18 protein-coding genes and 1 pseudogene are annotated in these 22,097 nt (G+C 73.5%); 7 read left to right on the forward strand and 12 right to left on the reverse strand.

Going from position 1 to position 22,097, the window contains the following annotated elements; all coding sequences use genetic code 11:
* The 3 genes and pseudogenes from ACOJTC_RS19605 to ACOJTC_RS19615 all read left to right on the forward strand — a co-directional run.
* Window positions 1-851, forward strand: an 851-nt coding sequence (locus ACOJTC_RS19605) for a LiaF domain-containing protein (RefSeq protein ID WP_420117963.1), incomplete at its 5' end; no start/stop codon positions are given.
* Window positions 848-1,093: pseudogene (locus ACOJTC_RS19610) on the forward strand (hypothetical protein); the annotation flags it as partial. The gene ACOJTC_RS19605 and the pseudogene ACOJTC_RS19610, both read left to right, overlap by 4 nt.
* A gap of 442 nt (window positions 1,094-1,535) precedes the next feature.
* Window positions 1,536-2,783 (forward strand): phosphatidylserine decarboxylase, encoded by a 1,248-nt coding sequence (locus tag ACOJTC_RS19615; RefSeq protein WP_420117964.1) that lies wholly within the window; start codon window positions 1,536-1,538, stop codon window positions 2,781-2,783.
* Between the two features lie 64 nt (window positions 2,784-2,847).
* Here the strand turns inward: ACOJTC_RS19615 and ACOJTC_RS19620 are convergent, their stop codons facing one another.
* The 3 genes from ACOJTC_RS19620 to ACOJTC_RS19630 form a co-directional block, all read right to left on the reverse strand.
* Window positions 2,848-3,777 (reverse strand): CDP-alcohol phosphatidyltransferase family protein, encoded by a 930-nt coding sequence (locus ACOJTC_RS19620; protein WP_420117965.1) that lies wholly within the window; start codon window positions 3,775-3,777, stop codon window positions 2,848-2,850.
* Window positions 3,778-4,143: 366 nt separating this feature from the next.
* Window positions 4,144-5,115 (reverse strand): NUDIX domain-containing protein, encoded by a 972-nt coding sequence (locus ACOJTC_RS19625; protein ID WP_420117966.1) that lies wholly within the window; start codon window positions 5,113-5,115, stop codon window positions 4,144-4,146.
* A gap of 114 nt (window positions 5,116-5,229) precedes the next feature.
* Window positions 5,230-6,180: an NUDIX hydrolase gene (locus ACOJTC_RS19630; protein WP_088645791.1), complete on the reverse strand. Its 951-nt coding sequence runs from the start codon at window positions 6,178-6,180 to the stop codon at window positions 5,230-5,232.
* 144 nt (window positions 6,181-6,324) lie between these two features.
* Here ACOJTC_RS19630 and ACOJTC_RS19635 point away from each other — a divergent pair, with 144 nt between their 5' ends.
* Window positions 6,325-6,693 (forward strand): PspC domain-containing protein, encoded by a 369-nt coding sequence (locus tag ACOJTC_RS19635; protein WP_420117967.1) that lies wholly within the window; start codon window positions 6,325-6,327, stop codon window positions 6,691-6,693.
* Window positions 6,694-6,700: 7 nt separating this feature from the next.
* Here ACOJTC_RS19635 and guaA read toward each other — a convergent pair whose 3' ends face one another.
* Window positions 6,701-8,257 carry a glutamine-hydrolyzing GMP synthase gene (gene guaA / locus ACOJTC_RS19640; protein ID WP_420117968.1) on the reverse strand — a complete coding sequence of 519 codons (1,557 nt, stop codon included), beginning with the start codon at window positions 8,255-8,257 and terminating at the stop codon, window positions 6,701-6,703.
* A 78-nt stretch (window positions 8,258-8,335) separates the two neighbouring features.
* Entirely contained in the window at window positions 8,336-10,036 is a 1,701-nt protein-coding gene (locus ACOJTC_RS19645; protein ID WP_420117969.1) for an FAD-dependent oxidoreductase, read from the reverse strand.
* Window positions 10,037-10,159: 123 nt separating this feature from the next.
* Here ACOJTC_RS19645 and ACOJTC_RS19650 point away from each other — a divergent pair, with 123 nt between their 5' ends.
* Complete coding sequence (locus ACOJTC_RS19650; protein WP_420117970.1) at window positions 10,160-11,284, forward strand: LCP family protein; 1,125 nt, start codon at window positions 10,160-10,162, stop codon at window positions 11,282-11,284.
* A 16-nt stretch (window positions 11,285-11,300) separates the two neighbouring features.
* Here ACOJTC_RS19650 and ACOJTC_RS19655 read toward each other — a convergent pair whose 3' ends face one another.
* The 3 genes from ACOJTC_RS19655 to guaB all read right to left on the reverse strand — a co-directional run bounded on the left by ACOJTC_RS19655 (window position 11,301) and on the right by guaB (window position 15,630).
* Window positions 11,301-12,752 (reverse strand): M1 family metallopeptidase, encoded by a 1,452-nt coding sequence (locus ACOJTC_RS19655; RefSeq protein ID WP_420117971.1) that lies wholly within the window; start codon window positions 12,750-12,752, stop codon window positions 11,301-11,303.
* Between the two features lie 148 nt (window positions 12,753-12,900).
* Window positions 12,901-14,019: a GuaB3 family IMP dehydrogenase-related protein gene (locus tag ACOJTC_RS19660; protein ID WP_204924921.1), complete on the reverse strand. Its 1,119-nt coding sequence runs from the start codon at window positions 14,017-14,019 to the stop codon at window positions 12,901-12,903.
* Between the two features lie 30 nt (window positions 14,020-14,049).
* A complete protein-coding gene (gene guaB / locus ACOJTC_RS19665) occupies window positions 14,050-15,630 on the reverse strand; it encodes an IMP dehydrogenase (protein WP_420117972.1) in 1,581 nt (526 codons plus the stop codon).
* 196 nt (window positions 15,631-15,826) lie between these two features.
* Between guaB and ACOJTC_RS19670 the strand changes: the two genes are divergently transcribed.
* On the forward strand, window positions 15,827-16,237 hold the full coding sequence (locus ACOJTC_RS19670; protein WP_088645783.1) for a DUF5319 domain-containing protein: 411 nt from the start codon (window positions 15,827-15,829) through the stop codon (window positions 16,235-16,237).
* Between the two features lie 42 nt (window positions 16,238-16,279).
* Here the strand turns inward: ACOJTC_RS19670 and ACOJTC_RS19675 are convergent, their stop codons facing one another.
* Window positions 16,280-17,098, reverse strand: a complete 819-nt coding sequence (locus tag ACOJTC_RS19675) for a response regulator transcription factor (protein ID WP_420117973.1) — start codon at window positions 17,096-17,098, stop codon at window positions 16,280-16,282.
* Window positions 17,099-17,355: 257 nt separating this feature from the next.
* Between ACOJTC_RS19675 and ACOJTC_RS19680 the strand changes: the two genes are divergently transcribed.
* Window positions 17,356-17,739 carry a WhiB family transcriptional regulator gene (locus ACOJTC_RS19680; protein ID WP_088645816.1) on the forward strand — a complete coding sequence of 128 codons (384 nt, stop codon included), beginning with the start codon at window positions 17,356-17,358 and terminating at the stop codon, window positions 17,737-17,739.
* Between the two features lie 240 nt (window positions 17,740-17,979).
* On the opposite strand, the gene ACOJTC_RS19685 is transcribed toward ACOJTC_RS19680, so the two are convergent.
* From ACOJTC_RS19685 to ACOJTC_RS19695, 3 genes are all read right to left on the reverse strand, one after another.
* Window positions 17,980-19,428: a non-reducing end alpha-L-arabinofuranosidase family hydrolase gene (locus tag ACOJTC_RS19685; RefSeq protein ID WP_420117974.1), complete on the reverse strand. Its 1,449-nt coding sequence runs from the start codon at window positions 19,426-19,428 to the stop codon at window positions 17,980-17,982.
* 181 nt (window positions 19,429-19,609) lie between these two features.
* Complete coding sequence (locus tag ACOJTC_RS19690) at window positions 19,610-21,370, reverse strand: molybdopterin-dependent oxidoreductase (protein WP_420117975.1); 1,761 nt, start codon at window positions 21,368-21,370, stop codon at window positions 19,610-19,612.
* A 129-nt stretch (window positions 21,371-21,499) separates the two neighbouring features.
* Window positions 21,500-22,097 (reverse strand): TCP-1/cpn60 chaperonin family protein (locus ACOJTC_RS19695; RefSeq protein WP_420117976.1); only part of this gene is annotated, 598 nt, incomplete at its 5' end.

Here is a 22,097-nt window from a genome sequence, read left to right on the forward strand (position 1 = left end):
CCGCCGCGCTGCCGCCCTGGCCGCCGGCCCGGCCGATGGAGATCACCGGGACCCGGGCGGAAGCGCCGGGCTGGCCGCCCCGCCCACCGGTGCCCGGTCGACCGGCCGCCGCACCGGTCGTGGTCCCGCCGTCACCCGGTACGGGCTACCGGCCACCGTTCGCCCCGCACGGCCCGTACGCCCAGGCGGGCCCGCCACCGCCCCCGCCCGCGCCCCGGATCAAACCGCCGAAGAAGCCGAAGGAACGCTCGGCGCTGGGTGCCGCGACCTTCTCGCTGATCTTCCTGGTCCTCGGCGTGGTGGCCATCCTGGACCTGCTGGACGTCTTCCCGATCGGCGCGGCCGGCTACTTCGCGGCGGTGCTCGCCACCATCGGGCTCGGCCTGCTGGTGGGCACCTGGTTCGGGCGGGCCCGCTGGCTGATCGCCCTCGGTCTGGTCGCCGCCGCCGCGCTCGCCGTCGCCACCGTCGCCGAGTCCTACGACCGGGTCCGGGGCGTCGACGGAGCGGTCACCTGGGCACCGACCAGCTACCGGGAGTTGGCCGACCGCTACGAGAACAGCTTCGGCGACACCACCCTGGACCTGCGGGCGGTGGACTTCGACAAGCAGGACACCGACATCACCGTGGTGGTCAACTTCGGGGCGGCCACCATAGTGGTCCCGCCGAACGTGGACGTCACCGTGGTGACCAACGTCAAGGCCGGGGAGGCGACCGTGTTCGGGCGACGTAGCGCCGGATTCGAGGGACAGGCACGGCAGATCACCGACCTGGGCCCGGACGGGGCCGGCGGCGGCACGCTGCGGCTCACCGTCCAGGTCAACGCCGGCAACCTGGAGGTGTCCCGGTGAAGGCCCACCGCACCGACCTGGTGTCGTTCGTCTTCGGGCTGCTCTTCGTCGGCCTCGCCCTCTGGTGGCTGCTGGCCCAGATCCTCGGGTTGGCCCTGCCGGCGGTGGGCTGGTTCCTGGCCGGCGCTCTGGTGCTGATCGGGCTGCTCGGCCTGGTCGGCGCGGTGCGGTCGGCGCGGACCACCGACGCCGTACCGCCGGCCGCCGGCAGCGGCGCGGCCCCCACGCCGGACCCGGCCGACCCGGCGGGTCGGCCGGTGAGCGGCCCGGCGGGCAGCCCGCCGGACGGTCCCGGGGGTGGGTCCGACGACCGGGCCGGCTGGCGGGACACCGCCGAACTGCGCCTCGGTGACGCGGCGGACGAGCCGGGACGGCCGGGCGCGGTGGACCGTCGGCCCGGGCAGGACGAGCCGGCCCGGGTCGGCGACGGGGACACCCGCCGGTGGCCGGCCGACGACCCGGTCACCGGTCCGCCCGGCACCTGACCACGGACACCGGGCTGACCGCGCCGGTGCGGGCGGCCCGTGCCGGCTCGTATGCTGGCCGGGGAGATCCCGCCTCCGTCGGGCGAGCCCCGCCGGTGGCCGCGCCAGGCGGCCCGGCACCGGCCCGGGTGCGCCTCGTCCGGGCAACCGAGGCGGTCCCGCCGCGACGTCCGTCTACCCCGTCAGGAGCCCGCCCGACATGACCCAGTCCCCCGCCGTGCGCCCCTCCGGTCCGTTCGGTCCGGTCCGCATCGGCGAGCGTGCCGCCCGTACCCTCGTCGCCGAACTCGCCCGACGCAACGACCCGAAGGCAGCCCTCCTGGTGGGTGCGGCCCCCGGGGCAGCGGTCCTCGCCGCGGCGATCGACGCGCTGCTGCCGGGCGACACGCTGACCGTCGTGCCGGACCCGACGACCGACGCCGCCACGCTGCGCGACCACGTGACGGCCCAGGGCCGCTGGGTCGCCGACCGGGTACGGGTGGTCGACTCCCTGGCCGAGGCGGACGCCGCCGAGCTGGTCATCGCCGCCGAGCCGTTCACCGGCACCGGTGAGCACACCCGCGACGCCGTCGACGGCCTCACCAAGTACCTGACCGACGGCGCGGTGCTCAGCGTCGCCGCGCCGGTGTTTCGCACCGAGGGGGCCGCCGCCGAGCTGGACCGGCAGGGCGTCCTGCACGGTGTACGTTCCGACCTGGTGCTCCGCAACTCCCCGCCGGTACGGGTGCACCACCTGCGGTTCACCCCGGCCGGTGCCGCGTCGGCCGCCCGGCTCGCCCCGGCGTACCGGCCGTCGAGCGTGCCGCTGACCCGGGGCATGCACATCGACTCGAACGGGGTCGCCGCGGCCGGTATCGCGCTCGGCCTGGCCGCCGTCGCCCGGGTCGCCCGGCCGAAGTCGAAGCTGTGGCTGGTGCCGGCGCTGGCCGCCGCCCCGGTGGCCGCGTTCTTCCGGGACCCGCAGCGGGACGTGCCGGAGGACCCGGCCGCGGTGGTCGCCGCCGCCGACGGTCAGGTGCTGTCGGTGCAACGGCTGCACGACGAGCGGTTCGGCGACGGCGAGTGGCTGCGGATCGCGGTCTTCCTGTCGGTGCTGGACGTGCACGTCAACCGTTCGCCGGTGGCCGGCAAGGTGGTCGACTACTTCGTCGCCGACGGCGGCTTCGTCAACGCGATGAAGCCGGATGCGGAGCACAACGTCGCCGCCTACACGGTGCTGGAAACCGCACACGGCACGGTGGTGGTGGCGCAGCGGACCGGGTTGATCGCCCGGCGGATCGTGCAGCGGGCTCCGGTGGGGGCGCTGCTGGCCCGGGGGGAGCGGTTCGGGCTGATCCGCTTCGGCTCCCGTACCGACGTCTACCTGCCGGCCGACGCCGCCACGCCGCTGGTCGGCCCCGGCGACAAGGTGGTCGGCGGTTCCTCGGTCATCGCCCGCTGGAGCTGAGCCGACGACTACGCGAACAGGGGCGCCGCGATCGCGGCGCCCCTGTCGTGCAACTGCGGACGGGTCAGGCGGTACGGCGCTGGTGCAGCCAGAGCAGCGGCCCGCTGACCAGGTAGCCCACCACCACGAGGGCGAAGGTGAGCCGGATGTCGACGAGTGCGCCGACGGCCGGGGCCAGCCACAGCCACGGCGGAAGCTTGACCAGCCGGGCCAGCTTGGCGTACGGGAAGCTGGAGACCATCGTGAAGGCGAGCAACGCCACCCCGCCGATCTGCACGACGGCCGGCAGCGGCAGTTCGATAGCCACGCCGAGCGCGAGCACGGCCGCCGCCATCGTGGTGGGTACGCCGCAGAAGAACCGGCCGTCCTTGGGTGAGACGTTGAACCGGGCGAGCCTGATCGCGGCGCACGACGCGACCAGTGCTGCGGCGACCGCCGCGGCGGCGGTGGGGGCCGATCCGGCCAGCGAGGCGTAGACCACCACCGGGGCGGCCAGGCCGAAGGAGCACATGTCGGCCAGCGAGTCCATCTGGGCGCCGAACGGGCTGGCCACGCCGAACTTCCGGGCGAGCGCGCCGTCGAGGCCGTCGAACGCGACGCAGGCGATCAGCAGCAGGGCCGCGATGCGGGGCTGGCCGTTCATGGCGACGAAGATGGCGTTGATGCCGAGCACCAGGCTCGCCAGGGTGCAGGCGTTGACCAGCGCGAACTTCATCCGCCGGGCGGGTGTACGCGCGCCGGGGAGCAGCGGGATCGCCATCGCGGGCGACTCGTCGACTCCGGTGGTGGGGCCCAGGACCGGGCTGACCGGGGCGACCGCCTCGATCTCGGCGCGGTCGAGGGTGATACCGCGACGGTCGAAGCCGTACCGGCGACGCTGGCGGTCGACGCGGTGCTCGGGAAGGACCAGATCGGTGCCGTTGAGCTGGTCACCGTCCCGGCGACCCACCCGGACCAGCAGTACCTGGCGGGCGAATGTGCTGCTGCGGCGCAACCGGCCCGCCCAGCGACGCCCTGCGGGGCGCGGACTGTCAGTCGTACGACGCCGGCGCCATGGGGCTCTCGGCACGTTTCCTCCATCACCGGATTGGCTGGCCGCCCGTGCGGGCGGGTGTCCGGCTGTCTCGTGCCGGACCGCTCTTGGCCCGGCAGCCGTTAAGCGGAGTACACCATTGCACAGCGGCGTGGTGGTTGGCGATAGCTGCCGGCGGTACTTATAACCTCGTTAACCGCGCAAACCGCTGCCTTGTTCCCATCTCGGACTTCTGGGTCCGTATTTCGGGCTTCATCGCCCGTTTTCTTCGCCAACCGCAGGGCCGACTTTACCGGAGCACCACCAGGTCGGCTCGGCGAGCGTCCGTCAGCCGACCGGCCACCGGGTCGCCAGAACCGCGACATCCGTCATCTCCAGACCGCTGAGCTGGGAATACGTAAACCAGGCAGCGCCAGCCGTCGATCCGCCGGCCTGTTCGGTCACCACCGGCTCGGTCGGCTCATCGACAAGCACGCGGTAGATCACCCGCACGCCGTGCCAGTCCAGCGGACGCCCCTCGGGGCCCATCGCGCCCGGATTGTGGAGATTGTCGGCCAGAATCAGCCGGTCCACCCGACCAGACTGACCCGATTCCTCCACCAGTTCCCGTAACAGCCCGTCGACCGGTTGCTCACCGTGATCGGTCCCCCCGCCGGGCAGGTGCCAGAGTCCGGCACCCGGATAGCCGGGCGCGATCATGGTGAGCAGCACCCGCCCGCCGGGATCGGTGACCAGCCCGTACGCGGCGAACCGCTGCCGCCGGTCGGCCGACTCCGCCGCCACCGGCTCGACCGGCACACCGGGTGGTGGGCCGGCGGGCGGCGGGACGGGCAGGCCGAGCAGGTCGGCGGTGAACGGCACCAGCAGCAGCGTCGCCGCCTCCTGCGGGGTGCACCAGGCCAGCTCACCGGGGCCGTCACCGCCGCCGGCCACCGCCGGCGGCGCTCCTGCGGCCACCGGCCGGTCACCAGGGATCGTGACGTCGAACACCAACCGGTCGGTGTGCACCGGCCCGGCGGGGTCCGCCGGGTCCGCAGCGGTCAGATCGGCCACGGCGGCGCGTATCCCGGCGACCGCGACGGCCAGCCCGGACTGCCCGGCGCACTCGCGGACCACGGTGTCGGCCGGATGCTCCGCGTGCCGCACGGTGCCCCCGGGCAGCCGCCAGAACCCCGCCGCCGGATCGGACGCCGGGTCGCCGGTGCTGTCGCCGGCTGCGCGCCGCCCGCGTACCAGCAGCACCCGGCCGGCCTCGTCCGTACACCAGCCGTGCGCCGCGATCCGTCGTCGCTCCTGCACGTCGCCCTCCCCGATCCGCCGTCGATCATGAGGCTAGCGGTCGTCCGGGCAGGGCGGGTGCCGTCGTGCCGGGCCGCCGGTGGGCGCACCGACGCCGCCGGCGGGCGGGGCAGGTCAGGCGGTGAGCCGGGCGGCCTGGACCGCCTCGGCGGTGACCTCGGTGAGCCGGTCGGTGGGCAGGGCGCCCAACTCGTCCCGGGCGAACCAGCGGGCCTCGCAGGTCGAGCCGCCCACGTCGGTGACGGTCGGCGGGGCGGGCTGGTCGACCATCACCCGGTAGAAGGCCCGCACGCCGTGCCAGTCGATCGGGTAGCCCTCGGGGCCGAGCGAGGCGGCGTCGCGGTGGCTGGCCACCCCGAGCAGCTCGACCAGCCGGCCGGTCTGCCCGGTCTCCTCGACCAGTTCCCGGATCAGCGCCGCACCCGGCTGCTCGCCGTAGTCGGTGCCGCCGCCGGGCAGGTGCCAGCAGCCCGCACCCGGGTAGCCGTCGGAGACCCGGGTCAGCAGCACCCGACCCTCCGGGTCGGTGGCCACCGCGTACGCGGCGAAGCGCTGCGCCCGGTGCAGCCCGTCCGGGCCGGGCACGGCGTAGAACGAGGGGAACTCGGGGGCCTCGTCGGGGACCACGTCGGCCGAGGACGCCGGCAGCCCGAGCGCGCGGGCGGTGAAGGCCCGCAGCGGCAGCTCCCGTGCCTCGTCGAGGGTGTACCAGCGGGCCAGGTCGGTGGAGCGGTCCACCCGGTCGGTGAGGGTGCCGCCGCGTACCGACACCTGGTAGATCAGGCGGTCGGTGTGGATGGTGATGCCCCGCTCGGGCAGGGCGCGCATGTCGGCCAGGACGTCCGCCAGGCCGGCGACGGCGACCGAGAGGCCCGTCTCGGCGGCGGTCTCCCGGACGACGGTGTGGTTCGGGTCCTCGCCGTGGTCGACCGCCCCACCGGGCAGGGACCATACGCCGGGGGTGCCGGAGCGCTCCGATGCGCGGACCAGCAACACTCGGCCGACTGAATCTGCACAGACTGCATATGCCGCGATCCTGCGGAGCGGCTCCAGCAAGGTGGTCACGGAGCCAAATTCTCCCCGGGTCGCGTTACCGACGCGGAAAAGAGTCGGATTCCTGACTCAGGGCTGGCCACTCAGGGATCGATCAGGGTAGGACTCCGGGCGGTCACCGAGGTCGACGGGGCGGCCGGCGCGGACCGTGGAGACATGACCTCGACGAGCACCCCCCACGCCCCGTACAAACAACTCCGCAGGCCGACCACCGACCGCATGGTGGCCGGCGTCGCCAGCGGCATCGGCCGCTACTTCGCCGTCGACCCCACCCTGGTCCGGGTGCTGTTCGCGGTGGCGACCCTGCTCACCGGCGGTGTCGCCGCCCTGGCGTACCCGATCATGTGGTTCCTGATGCCCGAGGAGCCGGCCGGCGCGCCGGCCTGGCCACACCCGGCGGACCCGACGGCGCAGCCGCAGCCGACCTGGCCGACGCCGGCGCAGCCGGCCACCTGGCCGCAGCCGGGCGGGCCGGCGACCGGAGGGCAGCCTCAGCCGCCGGCGACCCCGCCGACGGCCGGCTGAACCCCGCTCACTCCCACTCGATGGTGCCCGGCGGCTTGCTGGTCACGTCCAGGACCACCCGGTTGACCTCGGCGACCTCGTTGGTGATCCGGGTGGAGATCCGGGCCACCACCTCGTAGGGCAGCCGGGACCAGTCGGCGGTCATCGCGTCCTCGCTGGAGACCGGGCGCAGCACCACGGGATGCCCGTAGCTGCGCCCGTCACCCTGCACCCCGACGCTGCGCACGTCGGCCAGGAGCACCACCGGGAACTGCCAGACGCCCCGGTCCAGGCCGGCGGCCGTCAGCTCCTCCCGGGCGATCAGGTCGGCCTGGCGCAGCAGCGCCAACCGCTCCCGGTCGACCGCGCCGATGATCCGGATGGCCAGCCCCGGCCCCGGGAACGGGTGCCGCCAGACCATCGCCTCGGGCAGGCCCAACTGGAGCCCGAGCGCCCGGACCTCGTCCTTGAACAGCGTGCGCAGCGGCTCGACCAGGGCGAACTTCAGATCCTCAGGCAGCCCGCCGACGTTGTGGTGGCTCTTGATGTTGGCGGTGCCGGTGCCGCCGCCGGACTCGACCACATCCGGGTAGAGGGTGCCCTGCACCAGGAACTCGACGTCGCCGTGGGCGGCGATCTCCCGGGCGGCGGCCTCGAAGACCCGGATGAACTCCCGGCCGATGATCTTCCGCTTCTGCTCCGGGTCGGTCACCCCGGCCAGCGCGCCGAGGAACCGGTCGGCCGCGTCGACCACCTTCAGCTTGATGCCGGTGGCCGCCACGTAGTCCTTCTCCACCTGCTCGGCCTCACCGGCACGCAGCAGGCCGTGGTCGACGAAGACGCAGGTGAGCTGGTCCCCCACCGCCTCGTGGACCAGCGCGGCGGCGACCGCCGAGTCCACCCCGCCGGACAGGCCGCAGATGACCTCCTTGTCCCCGACCTGGGCCCGGCTCCGGGCAACCTGCTCGTCGATGATGTTCTGCGGGGTCCAGGTGGGCTCGATGCCGGCGATGTCGTAGAGGAAACGGCGGAGCATCTCCTGCCCCTGCGCGGTGTGCCCCACCTCGGGGTGGAACTGCACACCGGCCCGACGGCCGGCCAGATCCTCGAAGGCGGCGACCGGGGCGCCGGCCGACTCGGCGGTCACCGTGAACCCGGCGGGGGCCTCGGTCACCGCGTCGCCGTGGCTCATCCAGACCGGCAGGTCCGCCGGCAGGTCCCGCAGCAGCACCCCCGGGTCGAGCAGCCGGGGACGCAGCGGGGTGCCGCCGTACTCCCGGTTGCCGGTCCGGGCGACCGTGCCGCCGAGCGCCTGGGCCATCGCCTGGAAGCCGTAGCAGATGCCGAAGACGGGGACGCCCGCGTCGAACAGCCCGGCGTCGATCTGCGGGGCGTCGGGGGCGTAGACACTGGACGGGCCGCCGGACAGGATGATCGCGGCCGGGTCCTTCGCCAGCATCTCGGCGACCGGCATGGAGTGCGGGACGATCTCCGAATAGACCTTCGCCTCGCGCACCCGGCGCGCGATGAGCTGGGCGTACTGGGCTCCGAAGTCCACCACGAGGACGGGGCGAGGCGTGCTCATGTGGGCAAAGCCTACCGACAGTCACACCCGCCCCCGGCACGGGCCGCCCCCCGGCGCGCCGCGCCCGGTCAGCGCCGGTCAGCCGCGCAGCGCGCCGGGGGCGTCCGCCGGAACCGCCGGGTGCCGTGGACGCACCGCCGCCACCCGGGTGTACGCCGACCCGAGCGGCGGCCGGGGATCCGCCTCCCCCCGGTTCGGCCAGTACGACATCGCCCGCTCCGCCTGCGCGGTGATCGTCAGCGACGGGTTCACCCCGAGGTTCGCCGAGACCGCCGCCCCGTCGACCACGTGCAGCCCCGGGTGGCCGTACACCCGGTGCCAGGGGTCGACCACGCCGTCGGCCGGGGTGGCGCCGATCACCGCCCCGCCGAGCAGGTGCGCGGTCAGCGGGACGTCGAACGGTTCGGTGAGCGCCCCGCCCGGGGTGCCGCCGATCTCCTCGGCGAGCAGCCGGACCGCCTGGTTGCCGGCCGGAATCCAGGTCGGATGGGGTGCGCCGTGCCCGGGCCCGGACACCAGCCGCCGCCGGCCCAGCGGCCCCCGCTGCCAGCGGGTGGTCAGCGAGTTGTCAGTCGACTGCATCACCAGGGCGATCACCGTCCGCTCGGACCAGTGCCGCACCGAGAGCATCCGGGCGGCCAGCCGGGGGTGCCGCACGATCGCGCCCAGCCAGCGCCGCACCCGGTGCGGACCGCCGTCGACGAGCAGCGACTGGAGCAGCCCCATCGCGTTCGCGCCCCGGCCGTAGCGGACCGGCTCGACGTGGGTCTGCGGGTCGGGATGGAACGAGCTGGTGATCGCCACCCCGTCGGTGAAGTCCAGCCCCCGCCGCCGGGCCTGCCGGCGGTCGACCGACGCGCCGAGGATCGCCTCCGAGTTGGTCCGGGTCAACGCGCCGAGGCGGTCCGACAGGTGGGGCAGCGCGCCGGTCTGCTTCATCGCGTGCAGCAGCCGCTGGGTACCGAGCGCGCCGGCCGCGAAGACCACCTGGTCGGCGTGGAACACCTGGCGACGCCGCCGCAGCCAGGCACCGGTACGTACGGCGTGCACCAGGTAGCCGCCGCCGTCGGCCGGCCGTACTGCGGTGACCGTGGTCAGCGGGTGGACCCGCGCGCCGAGCCGTTCGGCAAGCCACAGGTAGTTCTTGACGAGGGTGTTCTTGGCGCCGTGCCGGCAGCCGGTCATGCACGACCCGCAGTGCGTACAGCCGGTGCGCTCCGGCCCCGCCCCGCCGAAGTACGGGTCCGCCACCCGCTGCCCGGGACGGCCGAGGTGCACCCCCACCGGGGTCGGACCGAAGGTGTGCCCGACCCCCATCCGTTCGGCCACCGCCCGCATCGCCCGGTCCGCGCCGGTGTGCCGGGGGTACGGGGTGACCCCGAGCATCCGTCCGGCCTGGTCGTAGTGGCCGGCGAGTTCCGCCCGCCAGTCGGTGACGTCACGCCACTGCGGATCGGTGTAGAAGGCGTCCGGTGGCTGGTAGAGGGTGTTCGCGTAGACCAGGGAGCCACCGCCGACGCCGGCACCGGAGAGCACCAGCACCCCGCTCGCGGCACCCCGGGCGGCCGGGCGGAGCAGGGTGATCCGTTGCAGCCCGTAGCAGCCCAGGCGGGGGGCCCAGAGGAACCGGCGCAGCCGCCAGGAGGTCTGCGGGAACTCGTCGTCGGCGAATCGCCGGCCCGCCTCCAGCACACCGACGGTGTAGCCCTTCTCGGCCAGGCGCAGCGCGGTGACGCTGCCGCCGAAGCCGGAGCCGATGACGAGCACGTCGTACCGCATGACCGCATCATTACCGGCGGGTAGCCATCGCGCCAGTGCCGGATTTCGCGCGATCATGCTGACCGTCGCCGACCGCAACCCGCAGGGCCGGTCGAAGCGTTGTGCAGACGGGGGTGGCGAGCGATGACTCAGGAGACCGGAACGGGACGACCACGCTGGGTGTGGGGGCTGGCCGCCCTGGCCGTGGTCGTCCTGGTGGGGGTGGCCGCCCTGGTGGTGACCCGGGTGGTCCGCGACGACGAGCCACGGCGTACGGCCGGGCCGGCCGCCACGACCACCGGCCCGACGCCGACGCCGAGCCCCACCCCCAGCCCGACCCCACCCCCCGGGGCCTCGATCACCGGCCCGCTCAACCTGCTCCTGGTCGGGGTGGACACCCGGGTCAGCGTGCCCGGCTGGGAACCGCACGGCGACGCGGTGCTGATCCTGCACGTGCCGGCCGGGCTGGACCGGGCGTACCTCTTCTCGCTCCCCCGCGACCTGGTGGTCGACATCCCGAAGTTCCCCAAGTCGGGCTACCAGGGCGGCCGGACGAAACTCACCCACGCGATGAGCTACGGCAGCCGGGTGCCGGGCAAGCCCAAGAACCCCAGCGCCGCCCAGGGGTACGAGCTGCTGCGCAGCACGGTCGCCGGGTACACCGGGCTGCGCTTCGACGCCGGTGCGGTGGTCACCTTCAACGGCTTCGACCGGCTGGTCGACAGCCTCGGCGGGGTGGACCTCTACGTCGACCAGCGGGTCCCCTCGCTGCACCGCCGGCCGGACGGCAAATACCGCGAGCCGGCCCGGGGCGGCGGCGGATACACCGGCCCGCAGATGGTCTACGAGAAGGGTGAGCGGCACCTCAACGGCTGGCAGGCGCTGGACTACGCCCGGCAGCGCTACATCGCCGGCGGCGACTACGCTCGGCAGCGCCACCAGCAGCAGCTCCTCCGGGCGCTGGCCGCCAAGATCCTCAACGAGAACCTGGCCCGCCAGCCAGACCGGGTGGAGCAGGTGGTGTCGGCGCTCGGCGACACCCTGGTCTACGCGGGCGGCCCGCGCATCGTCGACCTGGCGTACGCCCTCGGTGGGCTGAGCGCCGACCGGATCACCCTGGTCGGGCTGCCCGGCGACGGGGTGGGCAAGGGCGGCAGCTACCGGGGCGAGCAACTCACCAGCGTCGGCAAGGGATTCCTGCCCGCGCTCAAGGCCGGCAAGGCCGAAACCTACCTGGACGCCCACCCCGAGCTACGGGTGAAGAACTGACCGCCGGGGGACGCGCTCAGCGGCGGGTGGGCGGGGCGGGACGCTCGGTGCCGTACAGCCAGGCGGCGAAGAGGTCGTCGAGCTGCTGCCCGCAGACCCGCTCGGCGGTCGCCACGAACTCGGCGGTGGTGGCGTTGCCGTTGCGCTTGTCGGCCGCCCAGGTCTTGAGGAGCCGGAAGAAGGCGTCGTCGCCGACCGTCACCCGCAACGCGTGCACGGTCATCCCGCCGCGCTCGTAGACCGAGTCGCTGAACAGGTTCGCCACCCCGGGCGCACCGGGCGGCACCCGCCAGACCTGGTCGTCGGAGGACGCGTACCGCTGCTCGAAGGCGGCCTGGGCGGTGTCCCGGCCCTGGTGCTCGGCCCAGAGCCACTCCGCGTACGTGGCCAGCCCCTCGTTGAGCCAGATGTCCGACCAGCGGGCCACCGACACGCTGTCGCCGAACCACTGGTGGGCCAGCTCGTGCGCGACCACCCCGGTGTTCTCGCCGCCCCGGAAGAAGTTGGCCGAGTAGACCGGCCGGCTCTGCGTCTCCAACGCGTACCTGATCCGGGGCTCGTCGACCACCACCCCGCCGTACGCCGCGAACGGGTACGGCCCGAAGACGCTCTCCAGGTAGTCGGCGACCGTCACGGTGCGGGCGACCGACTCGTCGGCCGCCCCCCGGGGAAGGCTGGCGGCGACCGCGCTGAACACCGGCCGGCCCCGGTGCTCGCCGGTGCTGGTGCGGTACTTCCCGATCACCACCGTGCTCAGGTAGCTGGCCATCGGGGCGGCCTCCGACCAGCGCCACGTGGTGAAGCCGCCGGCCGCCGGGCGCTGCCCCCTCGGCACGCCGTTGGCGACCACGACCAGCCCCTTCGGCACGGTGATCTCGAAGTCGTAGGCGGCCTTGTCGGAGGGGTGGTCGTTGACCGGGAACCAGGTGCTCGCCGACTCGGGTTGGCCGAGCGCGACCGCGCCGTCGGCGGTGTGCAGCCAGCCGCCCTCGCCGATCGTCTCGTTGCGCAGCGGCTCCGGCCGGCCGTCGTACCCGACCTGGACGGTGAAGACCGTCCCGGCGCGGACCGGCGCGGCCGGGGTGACCACCAGCTCGGTGCCCTCGCGGGTGTGCCGGGCCGGGGTGCCGTCCACGGTCACCCGGCGCACCGTCAGCCCGGCCAGGTCGAGGTGGAACAGCGGCAGGTCGGCCTCGGCGGTGGCCCGGACGGTGGCGTCGCCGCGCAGCTCGTCGCTGGTCGGGTCGTAGCGGACCTTGAGGGTGTACCGCTCGACGTCGTACCCGCTGTTGCCGGCGGTCGGGAAGTACGGGTCGCCGACGCCGGCCGGGCCGGGGGTCACCTCCGGGGTCGCCTCAGGCGTCGGAGTCGACCGGGATTCCCGCCGGGGTTCCGGGTCGGCGGTGCAGCCGGTCAGGGCGAGCGCCACGGTGACGAGCAGCGCGAGCCCGCGCCGGTTCCGGCTCATGGCCACCTTCGTCCCCCGTTCGCCGCCGCCGTCCGCGCAGCCTACCGATCCGGCCGGCCCCGGGTGCCTGCAACGCCGCACGACGAGCGGGGCGACGGTACGGCCGGCCGGCCCCATGGTGGAGCCGGCCGGCCGCGACGGACCCGGGTCAGCGGTCGAGGACCAGCCCGACCCGCTGGAACTCCTTCAGGTCGCGGTAGCCGCACTTGGCCATCGCGCGACGCAGCCCACCGAACAGGTTGAGCTGGCCGTCCGGCTCGTCGGCGGGGCCGAACAGCAGCCGCTCCATCTCCCCGAGCGGTTCGCCGGCCACCTCGAACGCACCACGCGGCAGGGACGGGTGGCTGGCCGCCGAGTGCCACCAGGCGCCGCCGGCCGGGGCCTCCTCGCACAGCGACAGCGGCTCGCCGAGCATCACCGCGTCCGCGCCGCAGCCGAGCGCCTTGGCGATGTCGCCGGAGGTCTGGATGTCGCCGTCGGCGATGAGGTGCACGTAGCGTCCACCGGTCTCGTCGAGGTAGTCGCGGCGGGCCGCGGCGGCGTCGGCGATCGCGGTGGCCATCGGCACCCGGATGCCGAGCACCGACTCGCTGGTCGACCAGTCGTCACCGCCGATGCCGACGATCACCCCGGCCGCGCCGGTACGCATCAGGTGCAGCGCCGTCTTGTAGTCGGTACAGCCGCCGACGACCACGGGCAGGTCGAGGTCGGCGATGAACTCCTTGAGGTTCAGCGGCTCGTCGGTGGTCGAGACGTGCTCGGCCGAGACGATGGTGCCCTGGATGACCAGGATGTCGACGCCCGCGTCGAGGATCACCGGGGCCAGCGCGAGGGTGTGCTGCGGGGACACCCGCACGGCCACCGTGCTGCCGCCGGCCCGCAGCTCGCGGACCCGCTCGGCGATCAGGTCGGGGCGGATCGGCTCGGCGTAGACCTCCTGGAGCCGCTTGGTCGCGCGGGCGTCCTCGCCCAGCCCGGCCAGCTCCTCCAGCACCTTGGTCGGGTTCTCGTAGCGGGTCCAGAGGCCCTCGACGTTGAGCACGCCCAGGCCGCCGAGCTGCCCGAGCCGCACGGCCGAGGCGGGGCTCATGGTGGCGTCCGACGGGTGGGCGACGCAGGGGATGTCGAACTGGTAGGCGTCGAGCTGCCAGCCGGTGGAGACGTCGTCGACGTCCCTGGTCCGCCGGCTGGGCACGATGGCGATGTCGTCCAGGTGGTAGCCGCGCTGCGCGGTCTTGCCCAGCCCGATCTCGACCACGTCACGCATGAGGGACTCCAGGTGGTTTGGGGTGGTGGGTCAGCGGGTGTGATAGTTGGGGGCCTCGACGGTCATCTGGATGTCGTGCGGGTGGCTCTCCTTGAGCCCGGCCGCCGTGATCCGGATGAGCTGCCCCCGGTGGTGCAGGTCGGGGATGTTCTCCGCCCCGGCGTACCCCATCGCCAGCCGCAGCCCGCCGACGAGCTGGTGGGCCACCCGGGACAGCGGCCCCCGGTAGGGCACCTGGCCCTCCACGCCCTCCGGCACCAGCTTGTCGTCGCTGAGCACGTCCTGCTGGAAGTAGCGGTCCTTGCTGTACGACTTGGCCTGGCCCCGGGACTGCATAGCGCCCAGCGAGCCCATCCCCCGGTACGCCTTGAACTGCTTGCCGTTGACGAAGATCAGCTCGCCGGGGCTCTCCTCGCAGCCGGCCAGCAGGCTGCCGAGCATCACCGTGTCGGCACCGGCCACCAGGGCCTTGGCGATGTCACCGGAATACTGGATGCCGCCGTCGCCGATCACCGGGACGCCGGCCGGACGGGCCGCGCGGGCCGCCTCCATGATCGCGGTCACCTGCGGGACGCCGACCCCGGCGACGATCCGGGTGGTGCAGATGGCACCCGGGCCTACCCCCACCTTGACGCCGTCGGCACCGGCGTCGACCAGGGCCTTCGCCCCGGCGTAGGTGGCCACGTTGCCCCCCACGATGTCGATCGCGACGTCGGCCTTGAGCCGGCGGACCATGTCCAGCACGGCCCGCTGGTGGCCGTGCGCGGTGTCCACGATCAGCACGTCGACACCCGCGTCGACCAGGGTCCGGGCCCGCTTGTAGGCGTCCTCGCCGCCGCCGATGGCGGCGGCGACCCGCAGCCGGCCGGCGTCGTCCTTGGTGGCGTCCGGGTACTGCTCGCTCTTGGTGAAGTCCTTGACGGTGATCAGCCCGCGCAGCCGCCCCGAGTCGTCCACGATCGGCAGCTTCTCGACCTTGTGCTGGCGCAGCAGGGAGAGCGCGTCGTCCTTGCTCACCCCCACCGGGGCGGTGACCAGCGGCGTCCGGGTCATGATCGCGTGGACCGGGGTGGCCGGGTCGGAGACGAACCGCATGTCCCGGTTGGTGACGATGCCCACGAGCTGGCCCTCGCCGTCGACCACCGGGACGCCGGAGATGCGGTAACGGCCGCACAGCTCGTCGACCTCACGCAGGGTGTCCTCGGGGCTGGCCGTCACCGGGTTGGTGATCATGCCGGACTCGGAGCGCTTGACCAGGTCGACCTGGAGCGCCTGGTCCTCCAGGGAGAGGTTGCGGTGCAGCACGCCGATGCCGCCCTGGCGGGCCATCGCGATCGCCATCCGGGCCTCGGTGACGGTGTCCATCGCGCTGGACAGCAGCGGGATGGACAGCTCCACGTTGCGGGTGAGCCGGGTGCGGGTGTTCACCCGGCTGGGCACCACGTCCGACTCGCCGGGCTGGAGCAGCACGTCGTCGAAGGTCAGGCCGAGCGGCACCACCCGCGCCGACCCGGCGGGCAGCTCCGGCAGGTGGCCGCCCCACTCGCCGCTGTCGACACCGGCCGGAAGATCGGTGCCGGCAGGAAGATCGGTGCTGGGCGAATTCTCCACGATTGCTCCCCTGAGCTGCTCGGACGGGATTCAGCGAGGCGGCGCGCGCGGCAACCGGCGCACGCCGGGGTGACGGCGAGTCGTCTCATCGTACCCACTGAGCAGGGCGGCCCTCGCCGGCGACCGGTCGGGGTCGGCGACGCCACAGCGACCGCCGGGGGGCGCGTGCGGCGAGGGTTGGGTCTACGGTGAGGGGGTGCACGACGAGCCCATCGACCCGTTCAACGGCGACCCGGCCGATCCGGCTGCGGGGCTGGACGATCCGGGCGACGACGCCCCGCTCGACCCGCTGACCGAGGTCGAGCGGCAGGACGTGCTGGAAGACCTCGCCGACCTGGAGATCTACCAGGCCCTGCTGTCCCCGATCGGGGTACGCGGGCTGGTCATCGAGTGCGAGGACTGTCGCGAGCCGCACTACTTCGACTGGGACCTGCTCCGGGGCAACCTGCGGCACCTGCTCAGCTCGGGTCGACCCCGGGTGCACGAGCCGGCCTACGATCCCGACCCGGACCACTACGTCACCTGGGACTACGCCCGGGGCTACGCCGACGGGGTGCACGACACGCTCACCGAGTCCGCGGGCGACGACACCGACTCCGACGACTGACCCCCGGGCCGACCCGGCTCGCCACCGCCGGGGCGGGGGCGGTCAGGCGACCAGGCCGGCGCGGAAGCCGGCGGCCACCGCGTGCGCCCGGTCCCGCGCGCCGAGCTTGCGGAACAGCCGCCGGGCGTGCGTCTTGACGGTGTCCTCCGAGACGAACAACTCCCGGCCGATCTCCGCGTTGCTCTTGCCCTCGGCCATGCCGAGCAGCACCTGGAGTTCGCGTTCGGTCAGCCCGACCGAGGTCCGGCCGGCGCGGGCGCCGGAGGTCGGACGCGGCAACCCGGTGGCCGGGGCCGGCTCGGCCGGCGTGCCCTCCGACTCCCCCTCGACCTCGTCGTCGCCGCGCTGCACGGGCACCACCGACGGCGCGCCGGGCGTACCGTCGGCCGGCGGCGGCGACCAGCCCGGCGCGGGCGGGCGACCGGGTCGCGGGGGCGCGCCGACCGCGGCGGTGTCCCGGGCGGGGTCGGCGACCCGGTGCCGGGCGGGGCGGCCGGGCGCTGCGAGCAGCAGCAACGCCTTCGCCACCGCGCTGGTCAGGTCGTGGTCGGCACCCTGGATCAGGCCCCGGGCCCCGGCGCTGATGGTGGCCGCCGCCGCCTCCGACTCCTCGGTGCCGAGCAGCAGCACCGCGGCCTGCGGGGCGCGGGCGAGCACCCGGCGCACGAAGCCGGCGCTGTCCGGCCGGGTGAGCGCCGTGTCGGCCAGCACCACGTCGACCGGGCGCTCGGCGAGCCGCAGCATCACCTCGGGATCGGAGACGGCTGTCCGGACGACCGCGGCCAGGCCGAGTCGCGCCGCCGCGTTGGTCAACTGCTGCGCGGCGATCGGTGTCCGAACGCATACGAGAACGGTACGCACGGTGGTCTCCTCTCCGGACACGAGCAGACCATGACGGGGTCCACCGGGGAGGAGGTTCCGGGCAATCCTCTGAACTTTTCCGACATTTGGGTCATATGACGCAGGAGGCTTCGGGTTTTCGATCTCAACACGTGTGAGTCGGCGAGGGTTCGGGTACCGAGGCTCCACGCCGGAAACGGGGTACGCCAGCGCGGACCACAGCCCGGACGCCGGTTCAACGAGGATCTCCGCGGTGCCGCGCGGGAGGAGGGGTGCTGATGTCGAACGTACGTAGACTGCCCGGACCCATCGTCGATCTGTGGGACTGGCAGCGTCTCGGCGCCTGTCGGGGTCGGGACAGCGCTCAGTTCTTCCACCCGGACGGCGAGCGCGGTTCGTCCCGGCTGCGCCGGGAGTCCGGCGCCAAGTCCGTCTGCCAGGCCTGCCCCGTGCGGGCCGAGTGCGCGGCGCACGCCCTGTCCGTGCGGGAGCCGTACGGCGTCTGGGGCGGCCTCAGCGAGTCCGAGCGGCTGCGGCTGCTCGCCCTGGGCTGGGAGGACCTGGCCGACCGCCGGCAGACCCGGGTGGACATCGCCCGCATGGAGGCCCGGCTCGGCGCTTCGCACAAGACCGCCGTACCGGCCCAGCGCAAGATCGCCTGACCGACCCGCCACACCTCGACGAGGCCGCGCTCCGGAAATCGGAGTGCGGCCTCGTCGTTTCCCGGCCCGTGGTCCGACGCCGGGCCGGCAGGTACGAAAAGCGGGGCGGGCCCGGCTGTGCCGGACCCGCCCCTTCATTCCACCCGATCCTGCTCCGAGCCGTCGTGCGGCTCACCCGGTACGGCTTTCGCCGCCGGTCGCGGGAGTCAGGAACAGCGGGGTCGCACCTGCGTCACGCCGTCAGCGCTGCAGGGTCAGCAGACCCGGCCGGTAGGGCAGGAGGCCGTAGTCACCACCCGAGTTCGTGGCGCGGCCCTGGTAGAGCAGTTGCAGGTTGCACGGGTCGATCGTGTTCGTCTGGTCCGCGCTGGTGCGCAGCAGCTCACCGTGGCTGATGTCGTTGGTCCAGGTGGCACCGCTGTTGGCCTTGCCCGCGAACGGGTTGTTGTAGGTCGTCGCGTTCGGCGTCCAGGTGCCGCCCAGGCTGGTCGCCGTGAACGAGCGGAAGTAGCGCTCCCAGGAGCTGGTCCGGGCCTCGATGATCATCAGGTACTGGTTGCGGCCCGCGACCTTGTAGACCTGCGGCGCCTCGAAGATGTTCTCCGAGGTGTCGCTCATGATGGTCGTGTAACTGGAGCCGAAGCTGCCCGGGAAGTTCCCGATCGGCATGATCTGGCGGTAGATCTTGCCGTTGTCACCGGCGAAGAACAGGTACATGTTCTGGTCGTCGCCGATGATCGTCTGGTCGATCACGCCGGTGCCGGAGTCGGTGATCTTCGCGGTCGACAGGGTCTGCGCAGCCGACCAGCCGTTGGCGTTGGCCGGGTTGGTCGACGTGCGGTACGAGAACGACGTCGGGCCCCACTGGTGGGCGAGGATCCAGATGTTCTTCGGCGCGAAGTAGAACAGCGACGGCGCGACGGTGCTCTGGCTCATGGTGTTCTGGGGCGCCGTGGCGAGCTGGTTGAGGTTGTCGACCAGGCCGAAGTTCATCGAACCCCAGCCGCCGGTGGCGCTGCTGCTGTGGGTGGTGGCGTACACCAACTGCTTGCCCTGGTAGGGGGCGATGGTGAAGTCCTTGAGTGACGCCCAGCCGGCCTTCGGCTGCGCCAGCGGACCGGTCGACGACCAGCGGTAGGACGTCGGCAGGGAGCAGTTGCCCGTCGGCGGCGGGGTGGTCGGCGGGGGCGTGGTCGGCGGCGGGGTCGTGGGGGGCGGGGTGGTGGGGGGCGCGGTCGTCGGCGGCGTGGTGGGCGGGTTGGTCGGCGTCGTGCCACCGTTGCAGGCCACCCCGTTGAGCGCGAAGCTCGTCGGGACGGGGTTGCTGGACGTCCAGGCCCCGTTGAAGCCGAACGACACCGAGCCGTTGGTGGGGATCGCGCCGTTGTAGCTGACGTTCTTGGCGGTCACCGCCGAGCCGCTCTGCGTCACGGTCGCGTTCCACGCCTGGGTCACCGACTGCCCGGAGGCGAAGGACCAGGTCAGCGTCCAACTGCTCAGCGCGTCGCCCAGGTTGGTGATGGCGACGTTGGCCCCGAAGCCACCGCCCCACTCCGAGGAGACGGTGTAGTTCACCGAGCATCCCGCCGCCGCCGCGCCTGCGGGCAGCGCGGTGACTACCGACGCCGACGCCAGCAACGCGACACCGGCCGAGATCAGGCCGACATTGGCCGATCTGGATCTGGACATAAAACACCCTCCTGACGGGATGGCGACCTGCACATTGGTGGTGGCCGTTGTTAGGTTAACGTTAACAGTCGCGTCAGGTATGTTACGGGAGCGCTCCCACAGCCTCAACCCTCGATATCGCTGTGGAATTTTCGGCTATCCGCACATTGATCAATCTTGATGACTTAACGCTGATGAGGAATCAGCGCACGGTGACTGTGACGCTGTGCCACCCGGTCGCTCCGTCCGGGGCGACCGGCGCGGTCAACGGGGTCTGCGTCTCGCCGTCCCGGTCGGTCGCCCGCACCTGGAGGGTGTGCTCACCCGGGGTCGCCGCCCACCGCCACGACCACTGCACCCAGGTGTCCACCGACACCGTCGGGGCGAGGGTCGCCTCCTGCCACGCGCCGCCGTCGACGCGTACCTCGACCCGGCTGATCCCCCGGTGCTGCGCCCATGCCACCCCGGCCACCGTCACCTCGCCCGTGGTGAGCCGGTTACGCGCGCGGGGGGTGTCGATCCGCGACTGCGTCTTCACCGGCCCCTGCGCCGACCAGCCACGCGGCACCCAGTACGCGTCGAAGTCGGCGAAACTGGTCAGCTCCAGCTCGGTCACCCACTTGCAGGCCGACACGTACCCGTAGAGGCCCGGCACCACCATCCGCACCGGGAAGCCGTGTTCCACGGGCAGCGGCTCGCCGTTCATCCCCACCGCCAGCAGGGCGTCCCGCCCGTCGCGCAGCGCCGCCGTCGGGGTGCCGCAGGTCCAACCGTCGACCGAGCGGCCGACCACCTGGTCGGCCCCCTCCTCCGGTTCCGCCTCGTCGAGCAGTTCCCGGATCGGTACGCCCAGCCACCGGGCGTTGCCGATCAGGTCCCCACCCACCTCGTTGGAGACGCAGGCGAGGGTGACGTACCGCTCCACCATCGGGCGGGCGAGCAACTCGGCGAAGGTCAACTCGATCGGGTTGCGCACCCGACCGTGGATGCGCAGCCGCCAGGTCTCCGGATCCACCTGCGGCACCACCAGCGCCGTGTCGATCCGGTAGAAGCCGCCGTTCGGCGTGGTGTAGGGGGCGAGCTGGGCCAGGGACAGGTCTGCCCCCGCCGGCACCGTCGGCGCCACCGCCGACGGGGTGGGCAACGCGACCGCCTCCCGGGCCGCCGACACCCCCCGCCGCCCGGCGAGCCAGTGCCCGCCCAGCCCCGCCACGGTCGCCACGCCCGCGAGCAGGCCCGCACCACGCAGGAACCGCCGCCGGGACTCCGGGTCGGTCGACTCCAACGGCTCCCAGCCGACGGGCGATCCCCCGGCCGGACCCGCAGGTGCACCCGGCCCGTCGGCCCCCCGGCGTTCGCCCGCCGTCGACCCGGCGGCCGGCACACCGTCGCCCCGGTCCACCGCTGGACCGGCCACCGGCGGCCCACCGGCCGGAAGCGACCCGGCGGCCGGCGACGTCCCGGGCACCGGGGGCGGCCCGGGGTGGGCGGCCGGCAGCGGGGTGGGCGGCTGCCAGGGCCACGGGTCGAGCTGCCAGGGACCGGCCACGAAGGCCCAGAGCACCAGCCCGCCCAACCCCCCGCCGACCAGGGCGGGGAGCGCATCGGCGGCATCCGCGCCGGCCCGGGTGAGCGCGGCGGCGACACCGAGACCGGTGAACGCCGCGATGCCCACCAGCCCGACCGCGAGCCGACGCGCGGCGAGCACACCGATCCCGGCGGCGAACGCCGCCAGCAGCACCGCCGTGCCGACCAGCAGGGCGATCTTGTCGTACCTGCCGAAGACGTCGATGGCGAACTGCTTGAGCGGCTCGGGGACCGTGTCGACCACGACCCCGCCGACCGCGATCAGCGGGGCGGAGCGGGGACCGGTGAGGACGGCGACCGGCTCGGCGACACCGATGGCCACCACGGCGGCGGTGACCCCGGCCAGCGCGGCGAAGCCACGGGGGGTGGTGCTCATCCGGCCAGTGTCGTCGATCGACCGGGCCGGCCGCCAACCACGTCACCGTTCCGTAAGCAGCGGTCACCGTACGCGTCAGGGCGCACCGCCGAAGTACGACGGTGCGCCCTGACCTGGCGTGCTACCGGGTCAGAAGCCCGGGCCGTGCTGGTGGCCGTGACCGTGGCCGTGGCCGTGCCCACCGGCGGCGGCCGGCTCCGGCTGCTCCGGCTTCTCGACCACCAGGCTCTCGGTGGTCAGCAGGAGGCCGGCGATCGACGCGGCGTTGGTGACCGCGTTGCGGGTCACCTTCACCGGGTCGATGATGCCGGACTTGACCAGGTCGACGTACTCGCCCCGGGCGGCGTCGAGGCCCTGGCCCCAGTCCTGGCCGGCGACCTTCTCCACCACCACGTAGCCGTCGTGGCCGGCGTTCTGGGCGATCCAACGCAGCGGCTCGACCAGCGCCTTGCGCACGATCGAGACACCGACCTTCTCGTCACCGGTCAGGCCGAGGTCGTCGTCGAGCACCGAGCGGATCTGGGCCAGCGCGGCACCGCCGCCGGGAACCGTCCCCTCCTCGACCGCGGCCTTGGTGGCGGCGATCGCGTCCTCGATGCGGTGCTTGCGCTCCTTCATCTCGACCTCGGTCGCCGCGCCCGCCTTGATGACCGCGATGCCACCGGAGAGCTTCGCCAGCCGCTCGGCCAGCTTCTCCCGGTCCCAGTCGGAGTCGGACGCCTCGATC

Source organism: Micromonospora sp. (assembly GCF_048594385.1).
Lineage (GTDB): Bacteria > Actinomycetota > Actinomycetes > Mycobacteriales > Micromonosporaceae > Micromonospora > Micromonospora wenchangensis.